The 15,759-nt window shown below is 68.7% G+C and carries 13 protein-coding genes and 2 tRNA genes; 10 read left to right on the forward strand and 5 right to left on the reverse strand.

Going from position 1 to position 15,759, the window contains the following annotated elements; all coding sequences use genetic code 11:
* Positions 1-75 precede the first annotated feature (75 nt).
* A complete protein-coding gene (locus AB0M67_RS12070) occupies positions 76-1,620 on the forward strand; it encodes a serine hydrolase domain-containing protein (protein WP_365745534.1) in 1,545 nt (514 codons plus the stop codon).
* 16 nt (positions 1,621-1,636) lie between these two features.
* Here AB0M67_RS12070 and AB0M67_RS12075 read toward each other — a convergent pair whose 3' ends face one another.
* The gene (locus AB0M67_RS12075; RefSeq protein WP_365745227.1) at positions 1,637-3,091 is read right to left on the reverse strand and encodes an amino acid permease; all 1,455 of its coding nucleotides are present in this window, start codon (positions 3,089-3,091) and stop codon (positions 1,637-1,639) included.
* A 189-nt stretch (positions 3,092-3,280) separates the two neighbouring features.
* Here AB0M67_RS12075 and AB0M67_RS12080 point away from each other — a divergent pair, with 189 nt between their 5' ends.
* Positions 3,281-3,769 (forward strand): ribose-5-phosphate isomerase, encoded by a 489-nt coding sequence (locus tag AB0M67_RS12080; protein WP_365745229.1) that lies wholly within the window; start codon positions 3,281-3,283, stop codon positions 3,767-3,769.
* A gap of 115 nt (positions 3,770-3,884) precedes the next feature.
* Complete coding sequence (locus AB0M67_RS12085; RefSeq protein ID WP_365745231.1) at positions 3,885-4,694, forward strand: DNA-formamidopyrimidine glycosylase family protein; 810 nt, start codon at positions 3,885-3,887, stop codon at positions 4,692-4,694.
* 7 nt (positions 4,695-4,701) lie between these two features.
* On the opposite strand, the gene AB0M67_RS12090 is transcribed toward AB0M67_RS12085, so the two are convergent.
* A complete protein-coding gene (locus AB0M67_RS12090; RefSeq protein WP_365745233.1) occupies positions 4,702-5,937 on the reverse strand; it encodes a GNAT family N-acetyltransferase in 1,236 nt (411 codons plus the stop codon).
* A gap of 106 nt (positions 5,938-6,043) precedes the next feature.
* On the opposite strand from AB0M67_RS12090, the gene AB0M67_RS12095 reads away from it, so the two are divergent.
* Complete coding sequence (locus tag AB0M67_RS12095) at positions 6,044-7,189, forward strand: PP2C family protein-serine/threonine phosphatase (protein ID WP_351388132.1); 1,146 nt, start codon at positions 6,044-6,046, stop codon at positions 7,187-7,189.
* Positions 7,190-7,293: 104 nt separating this feature from the next.
* Here the strand turns inward: AB0M67_RS12095 and AB0M67_RS12100 are convergent, their stop codons facing one another.
* The gene (locus tag AB0M67_RS12100; protein ID WP_365745235.1) at positions 7,294-8,517 is read right to left on the reverse strand and encodes a cation:proton antiporter; all 1,224 of its coding nucleotides are present in this window, start codon (positions 8,515-8,517) and stop codon (positions 7,294-7,296) included.
* Between the two features lie 182 nt (positions 8,518-8,699).
* A complete protein-coding gene (locus AB0M67_RS12105; protein WP_365745237.1) occupies positions 8,700-9,971 on the reverse strand; it encodes an acyltransferase family protein in 1,272 nt (423 codons plus the stop codon).
* Between the two features lie 457 nt (positions 9,972-10,428).
* Between AB0M67_RS12105 and AB0M67_RS12110 the strand changes: the two genes are divergently transcribed.
* On the forward strand, positions 10,429-10,623 hold the full coding sequence (locus tag AB0M67_RS12110) for a hypothetical protein (RefSeq protein WP_351388120.1): 195 nt from the start codon (positions 10,429-10,431) through the stop codon (positions 10,621-10,623).
* A 102-nt stretch (positions 10,624-10,725) separates the two neighbouring features.
* On the opposite strand, the gene AB0M67_RS12115 is transcribed toward AB0M67_RS12110, so the two are convergent.
* Positions 10,726-10,796: transfer RNA gene (locus AB0M67_RS12115), tRNA-Gly, on the reverse strand.
* A 150-nt stretch (positions 10,797-10,946) separates the two neighbouring features.
* Between AB0M67_RS12115 and AB0M67_RS12120 the strand changes: the two genes are divergently transcribed.
* The 5 genes from AB0M67_RS12120 to clpX all read left to right on the forward strand — a co-directional run bounded on the left by AB0M67_RS12120 (position 10,947) and on the right by clpX (position 15,722).
* Positions 10,947-11,023 (forward strand) — tRNA-Pro (locus AB0M67_RS12120).
* Positions 11,024-11,200: 177 nt separating this feature from the next.
* A complete protein-coding gene (gene tig, locus AB0M67_RS12125; protein ID WP_365745240.1) occupies positions 11,201-12,622 on the forward strand; it encodes a trigger factor in 1,422 nt (473 codons plus the stop codon).
* Positions 12,623-12,956: 334 nt separating this feature from the next.
* Positions 12,957-13,562, forward strand: coding sequence for an ATP-dependent Clp protease proteolytic subunit (locus AB0M67_RS12130; protein ID WP_030352383.1), 606 nt, complete (start codon positions 12,957-12,959; stop codon positions 13,560-13,562).
* 46 nt (positions 13,563-13,608) lie between these two features.
* Positions 13,609-14,283, forward strand: coding sequence for an ATP-dependent Clp protease proteolytic subunit (locus AB0M67_RS12135; RefSeq protein ID WP_030352382.1), 675 nt, complete (start codon positions 13,609-13,611; stop codon positions 14,281-14,283).
* A gap of 146 nt (positions 14,284-14,429) precedes the next feature.
* Entirely contained in the window at positions 14,430-15,722 is a 1,293-nt protein-coding gene (gene clpX / locus AB0M67_RS12140) for an ATP-dependent Clp protease ATP-binding subunit ClpX (RefSeq protein WP_249949362.1), read from the forward strand.
* Positions 15,723-15,759: the final 37 nt, after the last annotated feature.

Here is a 15,759-nt window from a genome sequence, read left to right on the forward strand (position 1 = left end):
CCGGCACTACCTTTGGACTCCCGTGTACGCCAATGCGCCGACGGGGGCCCGACCGGTGCACTGGGCCTCATGAAGATGTCCACCGAGCCCACTGTTCGCACCGTCCCCGCCGTCCGAACCGCCCCCGCGGTCCGCACCGTCCGCGCCGGAGCCCGTCGCCGACTGGCCGCCCTGGTGGCCGCGCTCGGCATCGCGGCCACGGTGTCCGCCGCCCCGCCCGCATCCGCCACGAAACCCGCCGTCACCCTGGCTCCGGCCGCCATCGACCGTTACGTACGGGACTACATGGAGCAGACGGGGCTGCCGGGCGCGGTGGTCGCCGTCACCAAGGGCGACCGGGTGGTGCACACCGCCGGTTACGGGCACACCGCCTCCGGCCGGGCCATGACCGCGCGGACGCGCGTACCGGTGGCGTCGCTGTCGAAGTCCATGACCGCACTCGCCGTCATGCGGCTCGTCGAGGCGGGCAAGGTCGACCTGGACCAGCCCGTGCGCCGCTATCTGCCCGAGTTCACCATGGCCGACCGACGCGCCGAGAAGATCACCGTCCGGCAGCTGCTGACCCAGACCTCCGGCATGGCCGACTCCGCCTACCCCGATCTGAGGCGCCCCCAACCGGGGACTCTCAAGGAGGCCGTCGCCGCGATGCGCGGGGCGCACCTGGCCGCCGAGCCGGGCACCAGGCACAGCTACCACAACCCCAACTACTTCGTCGCGGCCCGCCTGGTCGAGGTAGTCGGCGAAAGGCCCTTCGCCGACTACCTGTCCGCGGAGATCTTCCAGCCGCTGCGCATGACGCGCACCACGTCCGTCGACACCACCGACGACATGCCCGATGGTGCCCGCGGCTACGTCCGCGCGTACGGCTCGGTGTTCTCCCGTCCCCACCCCCGCTGGTTCACCGCCGGCGGCCACGGTGTCGTGACCACGGCCGACGACCTCTCGCGGTGGCTGATCGCCCAGAACAACCAGGGGGTGTCCGCCGACGGCCGACGCGTCGCCACCGCACGCACCATCGATCGCACGCACACGCCGCCCACGTCACCGCGGGACAGCCACTACGCGATGGGCTGGTCGGAGAGCGCGCGGGACGGCGAACCCAGGCAGATCCGGCACACCGGGCAGCTGCTGACCCACAACTCGATCGCCACCCTTCTGCCCGACAGCGGGATCGGCATCGCGGTCGTCACCAACACCGGCATGATCTCCGGAGACGACGCGCCTCAGATCTCGGACGGCCTCATCGACCTCGCCCGGGGCGAGCGCCCCGAGGTGGCCGAACCGTTCTCCATGACGGCCGATTGGGTCCTCGCGGCCCTCACACTGCTGGCGACGGGCCTCGGCGTCCGGGGCGTTCTTCGAGCCCGCCGGTGGGTCCGGCGTACTGCGGGGCGACCGTGGTGGCGAGTGGCGCGGCTGCTGCCGTACACCCTTCCCCTTCTCTTCCTCACGCAACTCGCCGCCCTTTTCGGTCTGTTGATGAACCGCTCGGGAACGCTGGCACAGGTCACCTACGCCTGGCCCGCCCTCGTCAGCTGCCTGGCCGTGACCGCCCTCGCCTCGACCGCGGTGATCGCCGCACGGGGGCTCACGGCCCTCCGTCTGCACCGGCGCGCCTGACACGGGACGGGACGGTTCACCCTCGGACGTCGGCCTCCGCCGCGGACTTCTCCTTCCGCCCACGCGCCTCCTTGACCAGCGCGATCGCCACCACGAGCGCCGCCACCAGCAGCGAGAGCAGCACCTGCTCGCGCGCGGTGTCGTCGGTGAGCATGTAGACCAGTACGAACGAGATCATCGCGATCGTCGCCCAGGTCAGATACGGGAAGAGCCACATCCGTACGACCAGCTTCTCCGGCGCCTCGCGCAGGATGATCCCGCGCATCCTCAACTGGGTGAAGCAGATGACCAGCCATACGAACAGCGCCACCGCGCCCGACGAGTTGAGCAGGAACGCGAAGACCGTGTCGGGCCACTGGTAGTTGAAGAAGACGGCGACGAACCCGAAGAGGACGGACGACAGGATGGCGGCCGTGGGGACACCGCGCGCGTTGGTCCGGGCGAACGCCTTGGGCGCGTCCCCGCGCAGGCCGAGCGAGAAGGCCATGCGGGAGGCCGTGTAGAGACCGGAGTTCAGACAGGACAGGACGGCCGTCAACACGATGAAGTCCATCACCTGCCCGGCGTGCGGGATCCCGATCGAGTTCAGCGCCGCGACGTACGAGCCCTCCTTGAGGATCGACGGATCGTTCCAGGGCAGCAGCGTCAGTACGACGAAGATGGAGCCCAGATAGAAGACGGCGATCCGCCAGATCACGCTGTTGGTCGCCTTGGCGACGGCCCGCTGCGGGTTCGAGGACTCCCCGGCCGCGAGTGTGACGATCTCGCTGCCCATGAAGGAGAAGACGACCATCAGCACACCGGTCAGGATCGCCCCGGGTCCCTTGGGCAGGAATCCGCCGCTGTCCGTGAGATGCGCGAGACCCGCGCCCGGATTGTCGGACCCCGGCAGCAGCCCGAAGACGGCGAGCAGACCGACGACGACGAACGCGGCGATCGCCACGACCTTGATACCGGCGAACCAGAACTCGAACTCACCGTACGAGGCCACCGACACGAGGTTCGTGGCGGTCAGTACGACCATCACGATCAGCGCCCACGCCCACTGCGGCACGGCCGGTATCCAGCCCTCCAGGATCTGGGCGCCCGCGGTCGCCTCGACCGCCAGCACCACCACCCAGAAGAACCAGTAGAGCCAGCCGATGGAGAACCCGGCCCAGCGGCCGAGCGCCTGGTCCGCGTAGGCGGAGAAGGATCCGGAGCTGGGCCGCGCGGCGGCCATCTCGCCAAGCATGCGCATGACGAGTACGACCATCAGGCCGACCAGCGCGTACGAGAGCAGGATGCCGGGACCCGCGGCGGCGATACCGGAAGCGGAGCCGACGAACAGCCCGGCGCCGATCACTCCACCGATCGCGATCATGGACAGATGACGGTTCTTGAGACCGGCTTGCAGGCCGTCGGAGGACTGTGGATTCCCAGGCTCGCTGGGAGTTCCGCCTTCCTTCGTGGGGGACGGCAGGGAGGTCATGCGGCAATCCTTACGTCTACGGTCCACTCAAGTAATGAGTCCCGGCATTCAAGCGTTCGGCCCCCCAGAAGCGGAAGCAACGATTCCGTTTCGTTACCCGGGGCTGTACGTGGGGTTACCGGAAGGTCGACCCCGCTGACCGCTACCCAGCGGAGCGCGGGCCACACCCCGCGTGCCACACTTCGGTCCATGCGCGTGTATCTCGGTTCCGACCATGCCGGCTACGAACTCAAGAACCACCTCGTCGAGTGGCTCACGGCCCATGGCCACGAGCCCGTCGACTGCGGACCCCACATCTATGACGCCGAGGACGACTATCCGCCGTTCTGCCTGCGCGCCGCGGAGCGCACGGCGGCGGACCCGGACAGTCTCGGCGTGGTGATCGGCGGCTCCGGCAACGGCGAGCAGATCGCCGCGAACAAGGTCAAGGGTGTCCGCGCCGTCCTCGCCTGGAGCGAGCAGACCGCGGCTCTCGGGCGCGAGCACAACGACGCCAACGTCATCTCCGTCGGCGGCCGGATGCACACCCAGGACGAGGCGACGAAGTTCGTCGAGATCTTCCTCGCCACCCCGTACTCGGGCCTGGAGCGCCACGCGCGCCGTATCCAGATGCTCACCGACTACGAGTCGACCCACGAACTGCCGCCGGTCCCGGCCCACCACCCTCGGCAGGGCTAGACGCCAGGACCCACCCTGTGCCGCCGGGCCGCCCCCGGCGGCACAGCCATGCCACGGCCCGCGGTCCGTCCGTACCCCGAGGACCCTTCACCGAACGTGTCACAGAGGAGACCCCGTGCCCGAGGGGCATACGATCCACCGGCTCGCCGAGGACCATCTCGAACGCTTCGGCGGCCGGCCGGCCCGGGTCAGCAGTCCGCAGGGCAAGTTCTCCGACAGCGCGGCGCTCCTCGACGGCCGGGTCCTCGACGCCGTCGACGCCCACGGCAAACATCTCTTCCTCGGCTTCGAGGACCAGGGCTGGGTCCATATCCACCTCGGCCTGTTCGGCAAGGTCGGCTTCGGCGACGCGCCCGCCCCGCCGCCCACGGACACGGTCAGGCTGCGGCTCGCCTCCGAGACGGCATACATGGATCTGCGCGGCCCCACCACCTGCGCCCTGATCACCGCACCCGAGAAGGCGGCGATACACGCCCGCCTCGGCCAGGACCCGCTGCGCCGCGTGGACGACGGTGAGAAGGCCTGGGCGCGGATCTCCCGGTCCCGTACGACCGTCGCCGCCCTGCTCATGGACCAGAAGGTGATCGCGGGCGTCGGCAATGTCTACCGCGCCGAGGTCCTCTTCCGGCACGGCATCGACCCGTACCGCGCGGGCAAGGACCTCACCCGCCGCGAGTGGGAGGCGATCTGGGCGGATCTGGTGGCGTTGATGCGCGAAGGGGTACGGAACAACCGGATCGACACCGTCCGCCCCGAGCACACCCCCGAGGCGATGGGCCGCCCGCCGCGCGTCGACGATCACGGCGGCGAGGTGTACGTCTACCGCAGGGCGCGGATGCCCTGCCTGCTGTGCGGCGAGGAGATCCGCACCGCGACCCTCGCCGCCCGCAACCTGTTCTGGTGCCCCGGCTGCCAGCAGCTCTAGGACCGGGCTAGAACCCGTGCGGCAGCCAGGGCGCGATCTCCGACGAGAACGCGGCCGACGCCTCGGCCAGCGCGCCGGGACGTATCTCCCGGACCCGCCCCGCGCGCGCCAGCGCCGCCAGGGAGACCCCGCCCAGATACGCGGCGCCCAACTCGTTCACGGACAGCGCCAGATCGGCCTGGTCGGCGGTGCGCTCGCAGGACGCGCCCTTCGTGTCGCCGGACAGCCGCCAACGCCCCTCGTTCCAGGGGCAGAACGCGTCCGTCACCTCCAGCACCACATCCACGGGCGTCCGGTACGTACGGGCCTCCAGCGCGGCCCCGACCTCCACGGGCCGCAGATGCAGCGAGTCCCGCAGCCGCATCTGACACCGCCGGATGTCGGAGACCAGATACTGGAACGGGTCGTCCGGCGGCCTGTTGCCCGCCCGGACCGCCGACGTCAGATCGATCGAGAAGAGGAAGTCCCAGAGCGTGGCGTACGCCACCGGGTCCAGGGCGTACAGATCGCGCAGCTCGATCGTCCCCTTGGGGCCTGATCTGTCCCACTCCGGCTTGTTGTGGAAGAGCGTGAACCCCACCACCTCGCCGTCCCGCTCCGCCAGCACGCACTGGAGCGCCGACATGCCGTCCTTCACCTGTCCGGCGTCGACGACCGGATGCCGTTCCCAGCCCGGCCGGCGGCCGAGCATCCCCGGCCGCCCCGCGACCTCCGCGGCGTACACCGCCTCACACGCGTCGCGTACAACCGGGTCATCCGGTTTCACCCGACGAAGACGTATATCGTCCGATCCTTCGGGTATCGAGATCCGCACTCGGGAGGTGTCGATCTCCGCCGAGAGCTGTTCGGTCGCGACGCCGTATCCGTAGCGTCCGTAGATCACCGGCTCGGAGGCCGTCAACACGGCGAGCGGTTCACCCCACGACCTGACGTCATCGAGCTGGCGCCGCATCATCGACGTCAGCACCCCGCGCCGGCGGTGCGTCGCCGCCACACTCACCATCGTCACACCGGCCGCGGGGACCTGCGCGCCGCCGGGCACCGTGAGCCGGAAGCTGAACGCCCCCGCCGTGCCCACGCACTCATCCCCGTCCCAGACTCCGAGCGAGCGGTCGAACTCGGTGAGATCCCGCATCAGTCCGGTCTCTCCGATGGTGTCCGGAACACCGCCGAACGCGAGCTCCAACGCCGCGTACCAGGTGTCCCATTCGGCCGGTTTCAGTACCCGTAGATCGATAGTCATATGCCATCAGTACCAGGGGTACGACAACGAGGCGACCCGATTTCGAACGCAATGTCACAGGGGTCCCCCTGCACGCCGGGCGGACGGATCGATAGGGTCCACAACAATGGCCGGTGTCGCGGGAGCGGAGTCGTACTCGGCCCGGATGCGCAGGAAGCTGCACCGGGTCCGCAACGGCGTGCGCAAATCCGGGGTCGACTACTTCCGAGGTGACGGCTCCGACTGGATCGCCCTTGTCGGTCTGCTGCTCACCATCCCGGCGATCACGCTCACCACCATCGCCGTCCCGGTCTGGTGCGCGCCCTCCGCGCTCGTCCTCCCGATCGTGGCCGGCGGGCTGCTGCTGCGGCCCGCCAGTCTGCTCAGCCTGTACGCGGCCGCCGCGGCGGCGCTGATCATCGAGTCGATGGTCCTCGGCCCGTACCCCGACGGCCCGGCGCGCGTCACCCCGGGCACGGTGCTCGTGGTCGCCGCCTGCGGGCTCTTTGGACTGCTGATCGCCCAGTTCAGGGCGCGCGTCGGGGTGCCCTGGCGGCGCGGCGGGACGATGCTCTTCGACCTGCGCGAACGGATCAGGGTGCAGAGCGCCCTGCCCCGGCTCCCCAAGGGCTGGCACCACGAGATGGCGCTGCGCCCGGCCGGCGGCCAGTCCTTCTCCGGCGACTTCGTGGTGGCCGCCCGTACGAACGGCGGCCGGACGCTCGAAGTCGTCCTGACCGATGTGTCGGGCAAGGGCATGGACGCGGGCTCCCGCGCCCTGCTGCTCTCGGGCGCCTTCGGCGGACTCCTCGGCTCGCTCCCGTCACACAGCTTCCTCCCGGCGGCCAACGGCTATCTGCTCAGACAGGACTGGGACGAGGGCTTCGCCACCTCCATCCATCTCGTCCTCGATCTGGACTCGGGCGACTTCGAACTGCTGTCGGCGGGCCATCTGCCCGCCCTCCAGCTGCACGCGGGCAGTGGCCGCTGGGAGGAGAAATCGGGCGAGGGCCCGCTGCTGGGGGTGTACGACGGGGCGCAGTTCGACCCGGTCAAGGGCTCACTGCGCCCCGGTGACGTGCTGATGCTCTTCACGGACGGGCTGGTCGAGGCCCCGGGCCGCGATCTGGGGGAGGGTATCGACCGGCTCACGGGCGAGGCCGACCGCTATGTCGTCCCGGGCTTCGAGGGCGCGGCCTGGCATCTGATCGAGGCGGTCGCGAAGGACGTGAACGACGACCGCGCGCTCCTGCTGATCTGCCGCGAGCCCTAGGACCTCTCGAAGGGACAGACACAGAACTCCCCTCCGCCGTCATGGGCGGAGGGGAGCGCGGTGGGTGCTACGGGCCGTCGCGGGTGGTGGTAATGGCATGGGCGTCAGCTTGTCACCGGTGCCCCCCTGTCGCCCGGACCCGGGGCGTACGAGGGCTCGTTCCCCGCGGAGCCCGGGCCGTCACTACCGCCTCTGCCGCCCGGCAGGATCCGGGCCAGCCAGTGCGACCTGCCCGCCGCCAGCGGGCCGAGGACCGCGAGGACCAGGACATATCCCGCGATGAAGGGAGCGAGCCGGCTGTCGAGCCCCGCGCCCGCCGCCATCGTGGCGAGGATCAGCGCGAACTCGCCCCGGGCCAGCAGGGTCGTCGAGATGTTCGCCGCCGGCTGGGCGCCGAAACCGAAGATCCTGGCCGCGGTCAGCCCCGCGGCGACATTCATCACCAGGGTCACGGCCGCGGCGATGAGTACGGGCCAGAGCACGGTCGGCAGATCGCCCGGGTTGATCGACAGTCCGAAGGCGAAGAAGAAGATCGCGCCGAACGCGTCCCGCAGCGGGTGGACGAGCTTGCGGATCCGGGGGCCCGAGGTGGTGCCGCCGAGCATCAGGCCGACCATGAACGCGCCGATGGCGTCCGCCACCCCGAACCACTCGGAGACACCGGCCACGAGGACCGCCGCGCCGAGGAAGGAGATGACGAGAAGCTCGTCGTCCTTGGTGTTCATGAGCCGTCCGACGACCTTCGTGCCGAACCGGGCGGCGAGCGCCAGCAGCAGCAGGAAGCCGAACGCCTTCCCGCCGTCCATGACGGCGGCCGAGGCGCTGTCCGCACCCGACAGGATGGGCTGGAGCGCGGCGAGATAGAGGGCCAGGAAGATGTCCTCGACCACGATGATGCCGAGGATCGGTTTGGTCTCCGGGTTACCGATCCGGCCCATGTCGACCAGGACCTTGGTGACGATCGCGGACGAGGAGATACCGAGCACACCGGCGAGGACCAGCGCCTCCGGCGTACCCCAGCCGAGCGCGAAGCCGAAGCCGAGCCCCGCGCCCACGTTCAGCGCGAGATACGCGCCACCGGCGAGGGCCATCTTCCGGCCGCCCGCTTTGAGGTCGTCCAGATGGAATTCGAGGCCGAGGTAGAAGAGCAGCAGGACCAGCCCGAGGGCGGAGAGCATCTCCAGCTCGTGCGGGTCCTTGACCAGCACGATGCCGGGGGTGTGGGGGCCGAGCAGGATCCCGGCGAGGATGAACAGCGGAATGGTGGGCAGCTCGATACGGCTGCCCAGACGGGCGAGTACGGCGGCGGCGAGGAAGGCGCCGCCCATGGCTATGAGGGTCTCTGCGTGTCCGATGGGATCGTTCCTCCGTCAAGTCAAAGAGGCGTCAAGAAATCGTCAGTAATTAGTTTACCAAACGGTTTATTGAGCAACTGTGGACGGGGAAACCGGACGGAACCGGGAGGGGAGCGGGGGTGGAGCGGGGGTGGGCTCGACGCGGCGGCGCGCGACTACCGAGAAGTGCGCGACGGCGCGTCGGCTGCTCGGTCCGACACCCCCGGCCCCTTCTCCGTCCCCGGCCCCGGCCCCGGCCCCGTCTCGGGCCGCGCCTCCGCCTCCGTCTGCCGCCTGAACGCCCACCGCATCTCGGGCTCGGTCACACAGCGCAGCAGCCGCCGTACCGGAGGCGTGCACAGCACGGTCACCGCGGCGGCGGCCACGACGGTCACCGCGACCTTCCCGGCGGGGCCCGACAGCCAGGGGTACGTGTCGAAGAGGCCGCCGTACTCCGCGCCCTGGACCAGGAATCCGTGCAGCAGATAGCCGCAGATCGTGCCCGCGCCCAGTGCCGTGAACCAGGTCCGGCGGCGTGGCACCCACGCCAGGAACCCCGCCGTCAGCAGCGATGAGCAGCCGAAGAGCGCGAACGTCATCACGGGCCCCGCCCACCAGGGAAAGTCCAACTGCTGGGCGCTGGAGCTGTGGTAGAGCCAGCCCGACGCGATTCGGGGGCCGGCCCAGTACGCGAAGACCAGCGCGCCCGCGAACAGCGGCACCGCGAGCAGCCGGACCTCGCGGCGCCGTACCAGCTGGAAGTGTTCGGGCCTGAGCAGCAGCCCGAGGACGAAGTACGGCGCGAACTGGAGCACGCGCTGCAGATTGAGGTCCGCGCCGATGCCCGGCGTGAGCGACGCCAGCGAGGCGAGCACGAGCGCCACCGTCAGTGGGTAACGCAGCGAGCGCCAGAGCGGGGTGGTCAGCCGCCAGATGAACAACGCGGCCAGGAACCAGGTGAGATACCAGGGGTCGAGCAGGCTGATGGGCTGGTCCGGGCTGTCGTCCGCGTACCGCTTGAAGAGCGAGTACGCCACCTCGAAGACGACGTACGGCACGGCGACCCCGGTCAGCAGGCGCCTGATCTGGTGCGGGCGGGCGGCGAAACTCCGGGAGAAGTAGCCGGAGATGAGGATGAAGGCGGGCATGTGGAAGGCGTAGATGACCAGATAGAGCGCGCGCGTCGCCCGGCTGCCCTCCATGACGGGTTCCCAGAAGTGCGCCACCGCCACCAGGACGATCGCCAGGTACTTGGCGTTGTCGAAGAACGCGTCCCGGGTGGTGGACGCCGCGTGTGGATCCGCGTCGGGACCGGCGGGCCGCTGCCCGCTCGGCACCGGCGTGTCGGCCACCGTGGACGGTCTGGTTCCGGCGGCGGGATCCACCTCCGCGGCCGGGAAGGCGCGGGGGAGCGGGGACGTCTCATCGGTATGTGGCGCCTGAAACATCTGAGGCACCCTAGCCGCGCTCAAACCAATTCGTAAAACCTCCCCGTCAGGTAACCCATTCGAAACTGAAACCGCCGACAACCGGGCGATATGCCCTGGTTAATCAGTATTAAAAGGGGCATATCTCCGAGGCTTATTCCATATGCCCGACCCCGGCCAATGTGACGGTCGACCGGTCATTCGAAAGGGGGAGAATGGGTTGTGAATGAGTTGTGTCCACCGGGAAGCGATTGATTTGAATTCGGGTCCACGCGCCATTCACGCGCGGGCGACCCGTGCGCGTCGCGCTCGCGCGGAACCCGGCGCGCGGGGGGCGCGATTGGCGCGATCGTGATGTCGCTGATTCGTCACCGGGCAACATCCGCGCGGAGGTTGATGGCACGATGGTCGGAGCGGGGGTGTGGCGTGCGCGCTTCCCGGGGCTGGGCTAGGCGGACCGACCGAGGGTGTGATCAGTGTGGCCATTTCGCTGTCTGTGGTGGTTCTGTTGGCGGTCGTTCTCGTGGTGCTCATACGCGGTGGCTCCCTCAAAGGCGGCCCCGCGATAGTCGCGATCCTGTTCGGCTTCTTCCTCGCCTCCACCAACATCGCTCCGTCGGTGAACAACTTCATGAACTCCCTGGCCGAAATGATCAACCAGATCAGTTTCTAGCGGCGGCGACGGCGGCCGGCGGCGGGGCGCGGGAGCGGAAACGAGGAGAGCCCGCCTCCGTGTCACACGGAAACCGGCTCCGACCCATGAGTTGCTACCAAGAGCGGGCGACGGGAATCGAACCCGCGTAGCTAGTTTGGAAGACTAGGGCTCTACCATTGAGCTACGCCCGCACGCGTCGTGCCGCAGGTCATGCGGCCTCGGCACGGACCACATCGTAGCGGGTCCCGGGCGCTCGCCGCACACCGGTAAAGCGGCGGTCGAGGCACGGGCAAAGCGGTCGGCCGCATGCTCGCGGGCATGTACCCTACGTGTCGCACCGACGGGGTGTGGCGCAGCTTGGTAGCGCGTCCGCTTTGGGAGCGGAAGGTCGTCGGTTCGAATCCGGCCACCCCGACCATTTTTCAAGATCGCGTCGCAAGATCGCATTGTGGGGCTCTTCTCGCTTCCGGTTACTATGCAAGCTGCGTGCCCGTGTGTCTGAAGAGTCTCTGAGGAACCGGGCCGATCCGCTGGATCGCGCCGCACCGCGGCGGACCGGCAGAACCCAAGAATCAGCCACCAAGGAGACCGAACCGTGAAGAGCGCCGTGGAGACCCTGAACCCGACCCGGGTTCGGCTCACTGTCGAGGTGCCCTTCGAGGAGCTCAAGGACAGCCTCGACGCGGCGTACAAGAAGATCAACCAGCAGGTCACGGTGAAGGGCTTCCGCAAGGGCAAGATCCCGGCCCGCGTCATCGACCAGCGGTTCGGCCGTGGTGCTGTGCTGGAGGAGGCCGTCAACGACGCCCTCCCGAAGTTCTACACCGACGCGGTCAACGAGGGTGAGCTCAATGTCCTCGGCCAGCCCGAGGTCGACATCACCGAGCTCAAGGACGGCGAGCTGCTGGCCTTCACCGCCGAGGTGGACATCCGGCCGGTCATCGAGATCCCGGACTACTCGGGTATCGAGGTCACCGTCGACTCCATCGAAGTCAGCGACGAGGACGTCGACAAGGCGGTCGAGCAGCTGCGCGACCGCTTCGCCTCCACCAACCCGGTCGAGCGCGCCGCCGCCGAGGGCGATGTCGTGACGATCGACCTTGAGGCCAAGGTCGACGGCGAGGTCCTGCCCGACGGTGTCGCCACCGGCGTGCAGTACACCATCGGCTCCGGTGAGCTGCTCGACGGCATCGACGAGGCCGTCATCGGCCTGGAGGCCGGCGGCGAGGCCACCTTCACCTCCGAGCTGAAGGGCGGCGCCGCCGAGGGCAAGGCCGCCGAGGTCACCGTCAAGGTCAGCCAGGTCGCCGCCCGTGAGCTGCCCGAGCTGGACGACGAGTTCGCGCAGATGGCGAGCGAGTTCGACACGCTCGACGAGCTGAAGGCCGACAGCCGCAAGCGGCTGGAGAGCAGCAAGCAGTACGACCAGGCCACCCAGGCCCAGGAGCGCGTCCTCGACGAGCTGCTCAAGCTGGCCGAGGTGCCGATCCCCGAGAAGCTGCTCGCGGAGGAGATCAACACCCGCAAGCACAACCTGGAGCACCACCAGCTCGGTCAGATGGGCCTCGACCTCGCCAAGTACCTGGAGATCCAGGGCAAGACCGAGGAAGAGTTCGACGCCGAGACCAAGGAGCAGGCGGAGAAGGGCATCAAGACCCAGTTCATCCTGGATGAGCTGGTGAACAAGGAGAAGCTGAACGTCAACCAGGAGGAGCTGACCGAGCACCTCATGCGGCGCGCGCAGTCCTCCGGCATGTCCCCCGACCAGTTCGCCCAGGCGGTCGTCGAGGGTGGCCAGGTGCCGATGCTGGTCGGCGAGGTCGCCCGCGGCAAGGCGCTCGCGGTGGTCGTCGAGGCCGCCAAGGTGATCGACACGAACGGTGAGATCGTCGACCTGGACGACGAGGACGAGGACGAGTCGGCCGAAGCCGCCGAGGCCGCCGACTCCACCGAGGCCGACGCCGAGGCGAAGGCCGACACCAAGGCCGAGGAGAAGGCCGACAAGAACGAGGCCTGAGCCGTCTCGCTCTGAACACCAGGACGGGCCCCGGACGCACATGCGACCGGGGCCCGTCCCGTCCGCCCCCGGGGCCGTACGGGACCCGGTGAGGGCCGACGGCGCCCGGGGTGGCACCGGGGGGCCCGGGAGGACCGACAGGCCCGCTCAGGGCCGTACGGAGCCCCAACTGCCTTGCGCTCCCAGCGAACAGCCACGGAAGCGGGATGGCCCGCGCCGACCAGCGCGTTAGGGTCCATGAATACGAGGGCAGGGGAGTTTCCCGTCCCCGGTACGAAGACGCTGAGACGGCCGCAGCCGTCAGAGACGAGCAGGTGTATACGTGACGAATCTGATGCCTTACGCCGCCGGTGAGCCGTCCCTCGGTGGTGGCCTCGGCGACCAGGTCTACAGCCGGCTGCTCGGAGAGCGGATCATCTTCCTCGGCCAGCAGGTCGACGACGACATCGCCAACAAGATCACGGCGCAGCTCCTCCTCCTCGCGGCCGAACCCGAGAAGGACATCTACCTCTACATCAACAGCCCCGGTGGCTCGGTGACAGCCGGTATGGCCGTCTACGACACCATGCAGTACATCCCGAACGACGTGGTCACCATCGGTATGGGCCTCGCCGCTTCGATGGGCCAGTTCCTGCTGACCGGCGGCACCGCGGGCAAGCGCTTCGCGCTGCCGCACACCGACATCCTCATGCACCAGGGCTCCGCGGGCCTCGGCGGCACCGCCTCCGACATCAAGATCCAGGCCGAGCAGCTGCTCCGTACGAAGAAGCGCATGGCCGAGATCACCGCGCGCCACACCGGCCAGACGGAAGAGGCGATCATCCGCGACGGTGACCGCGACCGCTGGTTCACCGCCGAGGAGGCCAAGGCCTACGGCATCATCGACGAGATCATCTCCGCTGCTTCGGGTGTTCCGGGCGGCGGCGGTACCGGGGCCTGAGATCACCAGCCCCGACCAGCCGGCCCAGCCCACCGAACGCCACAGGATGGTGAACACCCATATGAACAACTACTCCGCGAGCGGCCTCTACACCGGCCCGCAGGTGGACAACCGTTACGTCGTCCCGCGCTTCGTGGAGCGCACGTCGCAGGGCGTGCGCGAGTACGACCCGTACGCGAAGCTCTTCGAGGAGCGCGTGATCTTCCTCGGGGTGCAGATCGACGACGCCTCCGCCAACGACGTCATGGCGCAGCTGCTCTGCCTGGAGTCGATGGATCCGGACCGTGACATCTCGATCTACATCAACAGCCCCGGTGGCTCGATGACGGCGCTCACCGCCATCTACGACACGATGCAGTTCGTGAAGCCGGACATCCAGACCGTGTGCATGGGCCAGGCCGCCTCCGCCGCCGCCGTGCTGCTCGCCGCCGGCACCGCCGGCAAGCGACTGGCGCTGCCGAACGCGCGCGTGCTCATCCACCAGCCGTCCAGCCAGACCGGCCGGGAGCAGCTCTCCGACCTGGAGATCGCGGCCAACGAGATCCTGCGGATGCGCGCCCAGCTCGAAGAGATGCTGGCGAAGCACTCGACGACGCCGATCGAGAAGGTCCGCGACGACATCGAGCGCGACAAGATCCTGACCGCCGAGGACGCGCTGGCGTACGGACTCGTCGACCAGATCGTGTCGACCCGCAAGACCACGGCCGCTGCGGCCGCCTGACACACCCGGCGCCCTTGGCGCGGTCCCACGACCACGTGTGAACCGCGCCAAGGGGGGCCCGAACGAGGGCCCGGGCAAGGTACCGTCGGATATGAGGCACAGGAGCCGCTGAACCAGGCTGCTCCCAGGCGAAGGGGAAGCACCTCGTGGCACGCATCGGTGATGGCGGCGATCTGCTCAAGTGCTCGTTCTGCGGGAAGAGCCAGAAGCAGGTGAAGAAGCTCATCGCGGGTCCCGGTGTGTACATCTGCGACGAGTGCATCGACCTCTGCAACGAGATCATCGAGGAGGAGCTCGCGGAGACCTCCGAGGTGCGGTGGGAGGAACTGCCCAAGCCGCGCGAGATCTACGAGTTCCTTGAGGGATACGTCGTCGGGCAGGAGCCCGCGAAGAAGGCCCTCTCCGTGGCGGTCTACAACCACTACAAGCGGGTTCAGGCCGGAGAGAACGGCGGAGTGTCCGGCCGCGAGGACGCGATCGAGCTCGCCAAGTCCAACATCCTTCTGCTGGGCCCGACCGGCTCGGGCAAGACCCTGCTCGCCCAGACGCTGGCGCGCATGCTGAACGTACCGTTCGCGATCGCCGACGCCACCGCGCTGACCGAGGCCGGTTATGTGGGCGAGGACGTCGAGAACATCCTGCTGAAGCTGATCCAGGCGGCCGACTACGACGTCAAGAAGGCCGAGACCGGAATCATCTACATCGACGAGATCGACAAGGTCGCCCGCAAGAGCGAGAACCCGTCGATCACCCGCGATGTCTCGGGCGAGGGTGTCCAGCAGGCCCTGCTGAAGATCCTGGAAGGCACCACGGCCTCCGTACCGCCGCAGGGCGGCCGGAAACACCCGCACCAGGAGTTCATCCAGATCGATACGACGAACGTGCTCTTCATCGTGGGCGGCGCCTTCGCCGGCCTGGAGAAGATCATCGAGTCGCGCGCGGGAGCGAAGGGCATCGGCTTCGGCGCCACGATCCGCTCGAAGCGCGAGATCGAGGCGAGCGACCAGTTCCAGGAGGTCATGCCGGAAGATCTGGTGAAGTTCGGGATGATCCCGGAGTTCATCGGCCGGCTCCCGGTCCTCACCTCCGTCCACAACCTGGACCGCGAGGCCCTGCTCCAGATCCTGGTCGAGCCGCGCAACGCGCTGGTGAAGCAGTATCAGCGGCTCTTCGAACTCGACGGTGTGGAGCTGGACTTCGACCGCCCCTCCCTGGAGGCCATCGCCGACCAGGCGATCCTGCGCGGCACGGGCGCGCGCGGTCTGCGCGCGATCCTCGAAGAGGTGCTCCAGTCGGTGATGTACGAGGTGCCGTCCCGCAAGGACGTCGCCCGGGTCGTCATCACGGCGGAGGTCGTCCGTGACAACGTGAACCCGACGCTGGTCCCGCGCGAGCCGCGCATCGTGAAGAGCGACGGCCGCCACGAGAAGTCCGCGTAACCGTCGCCGTAACGGACCGCGTACGCACAACAGAGGG

Source organism: Streptomyces sp. NPDC051662, assembly GCF_040681655.1.
GTDB lineage: Bacteria > Actinomycetota > Actinomycetes > Streptomycetales > Streptomycetaceae > Streptomyces.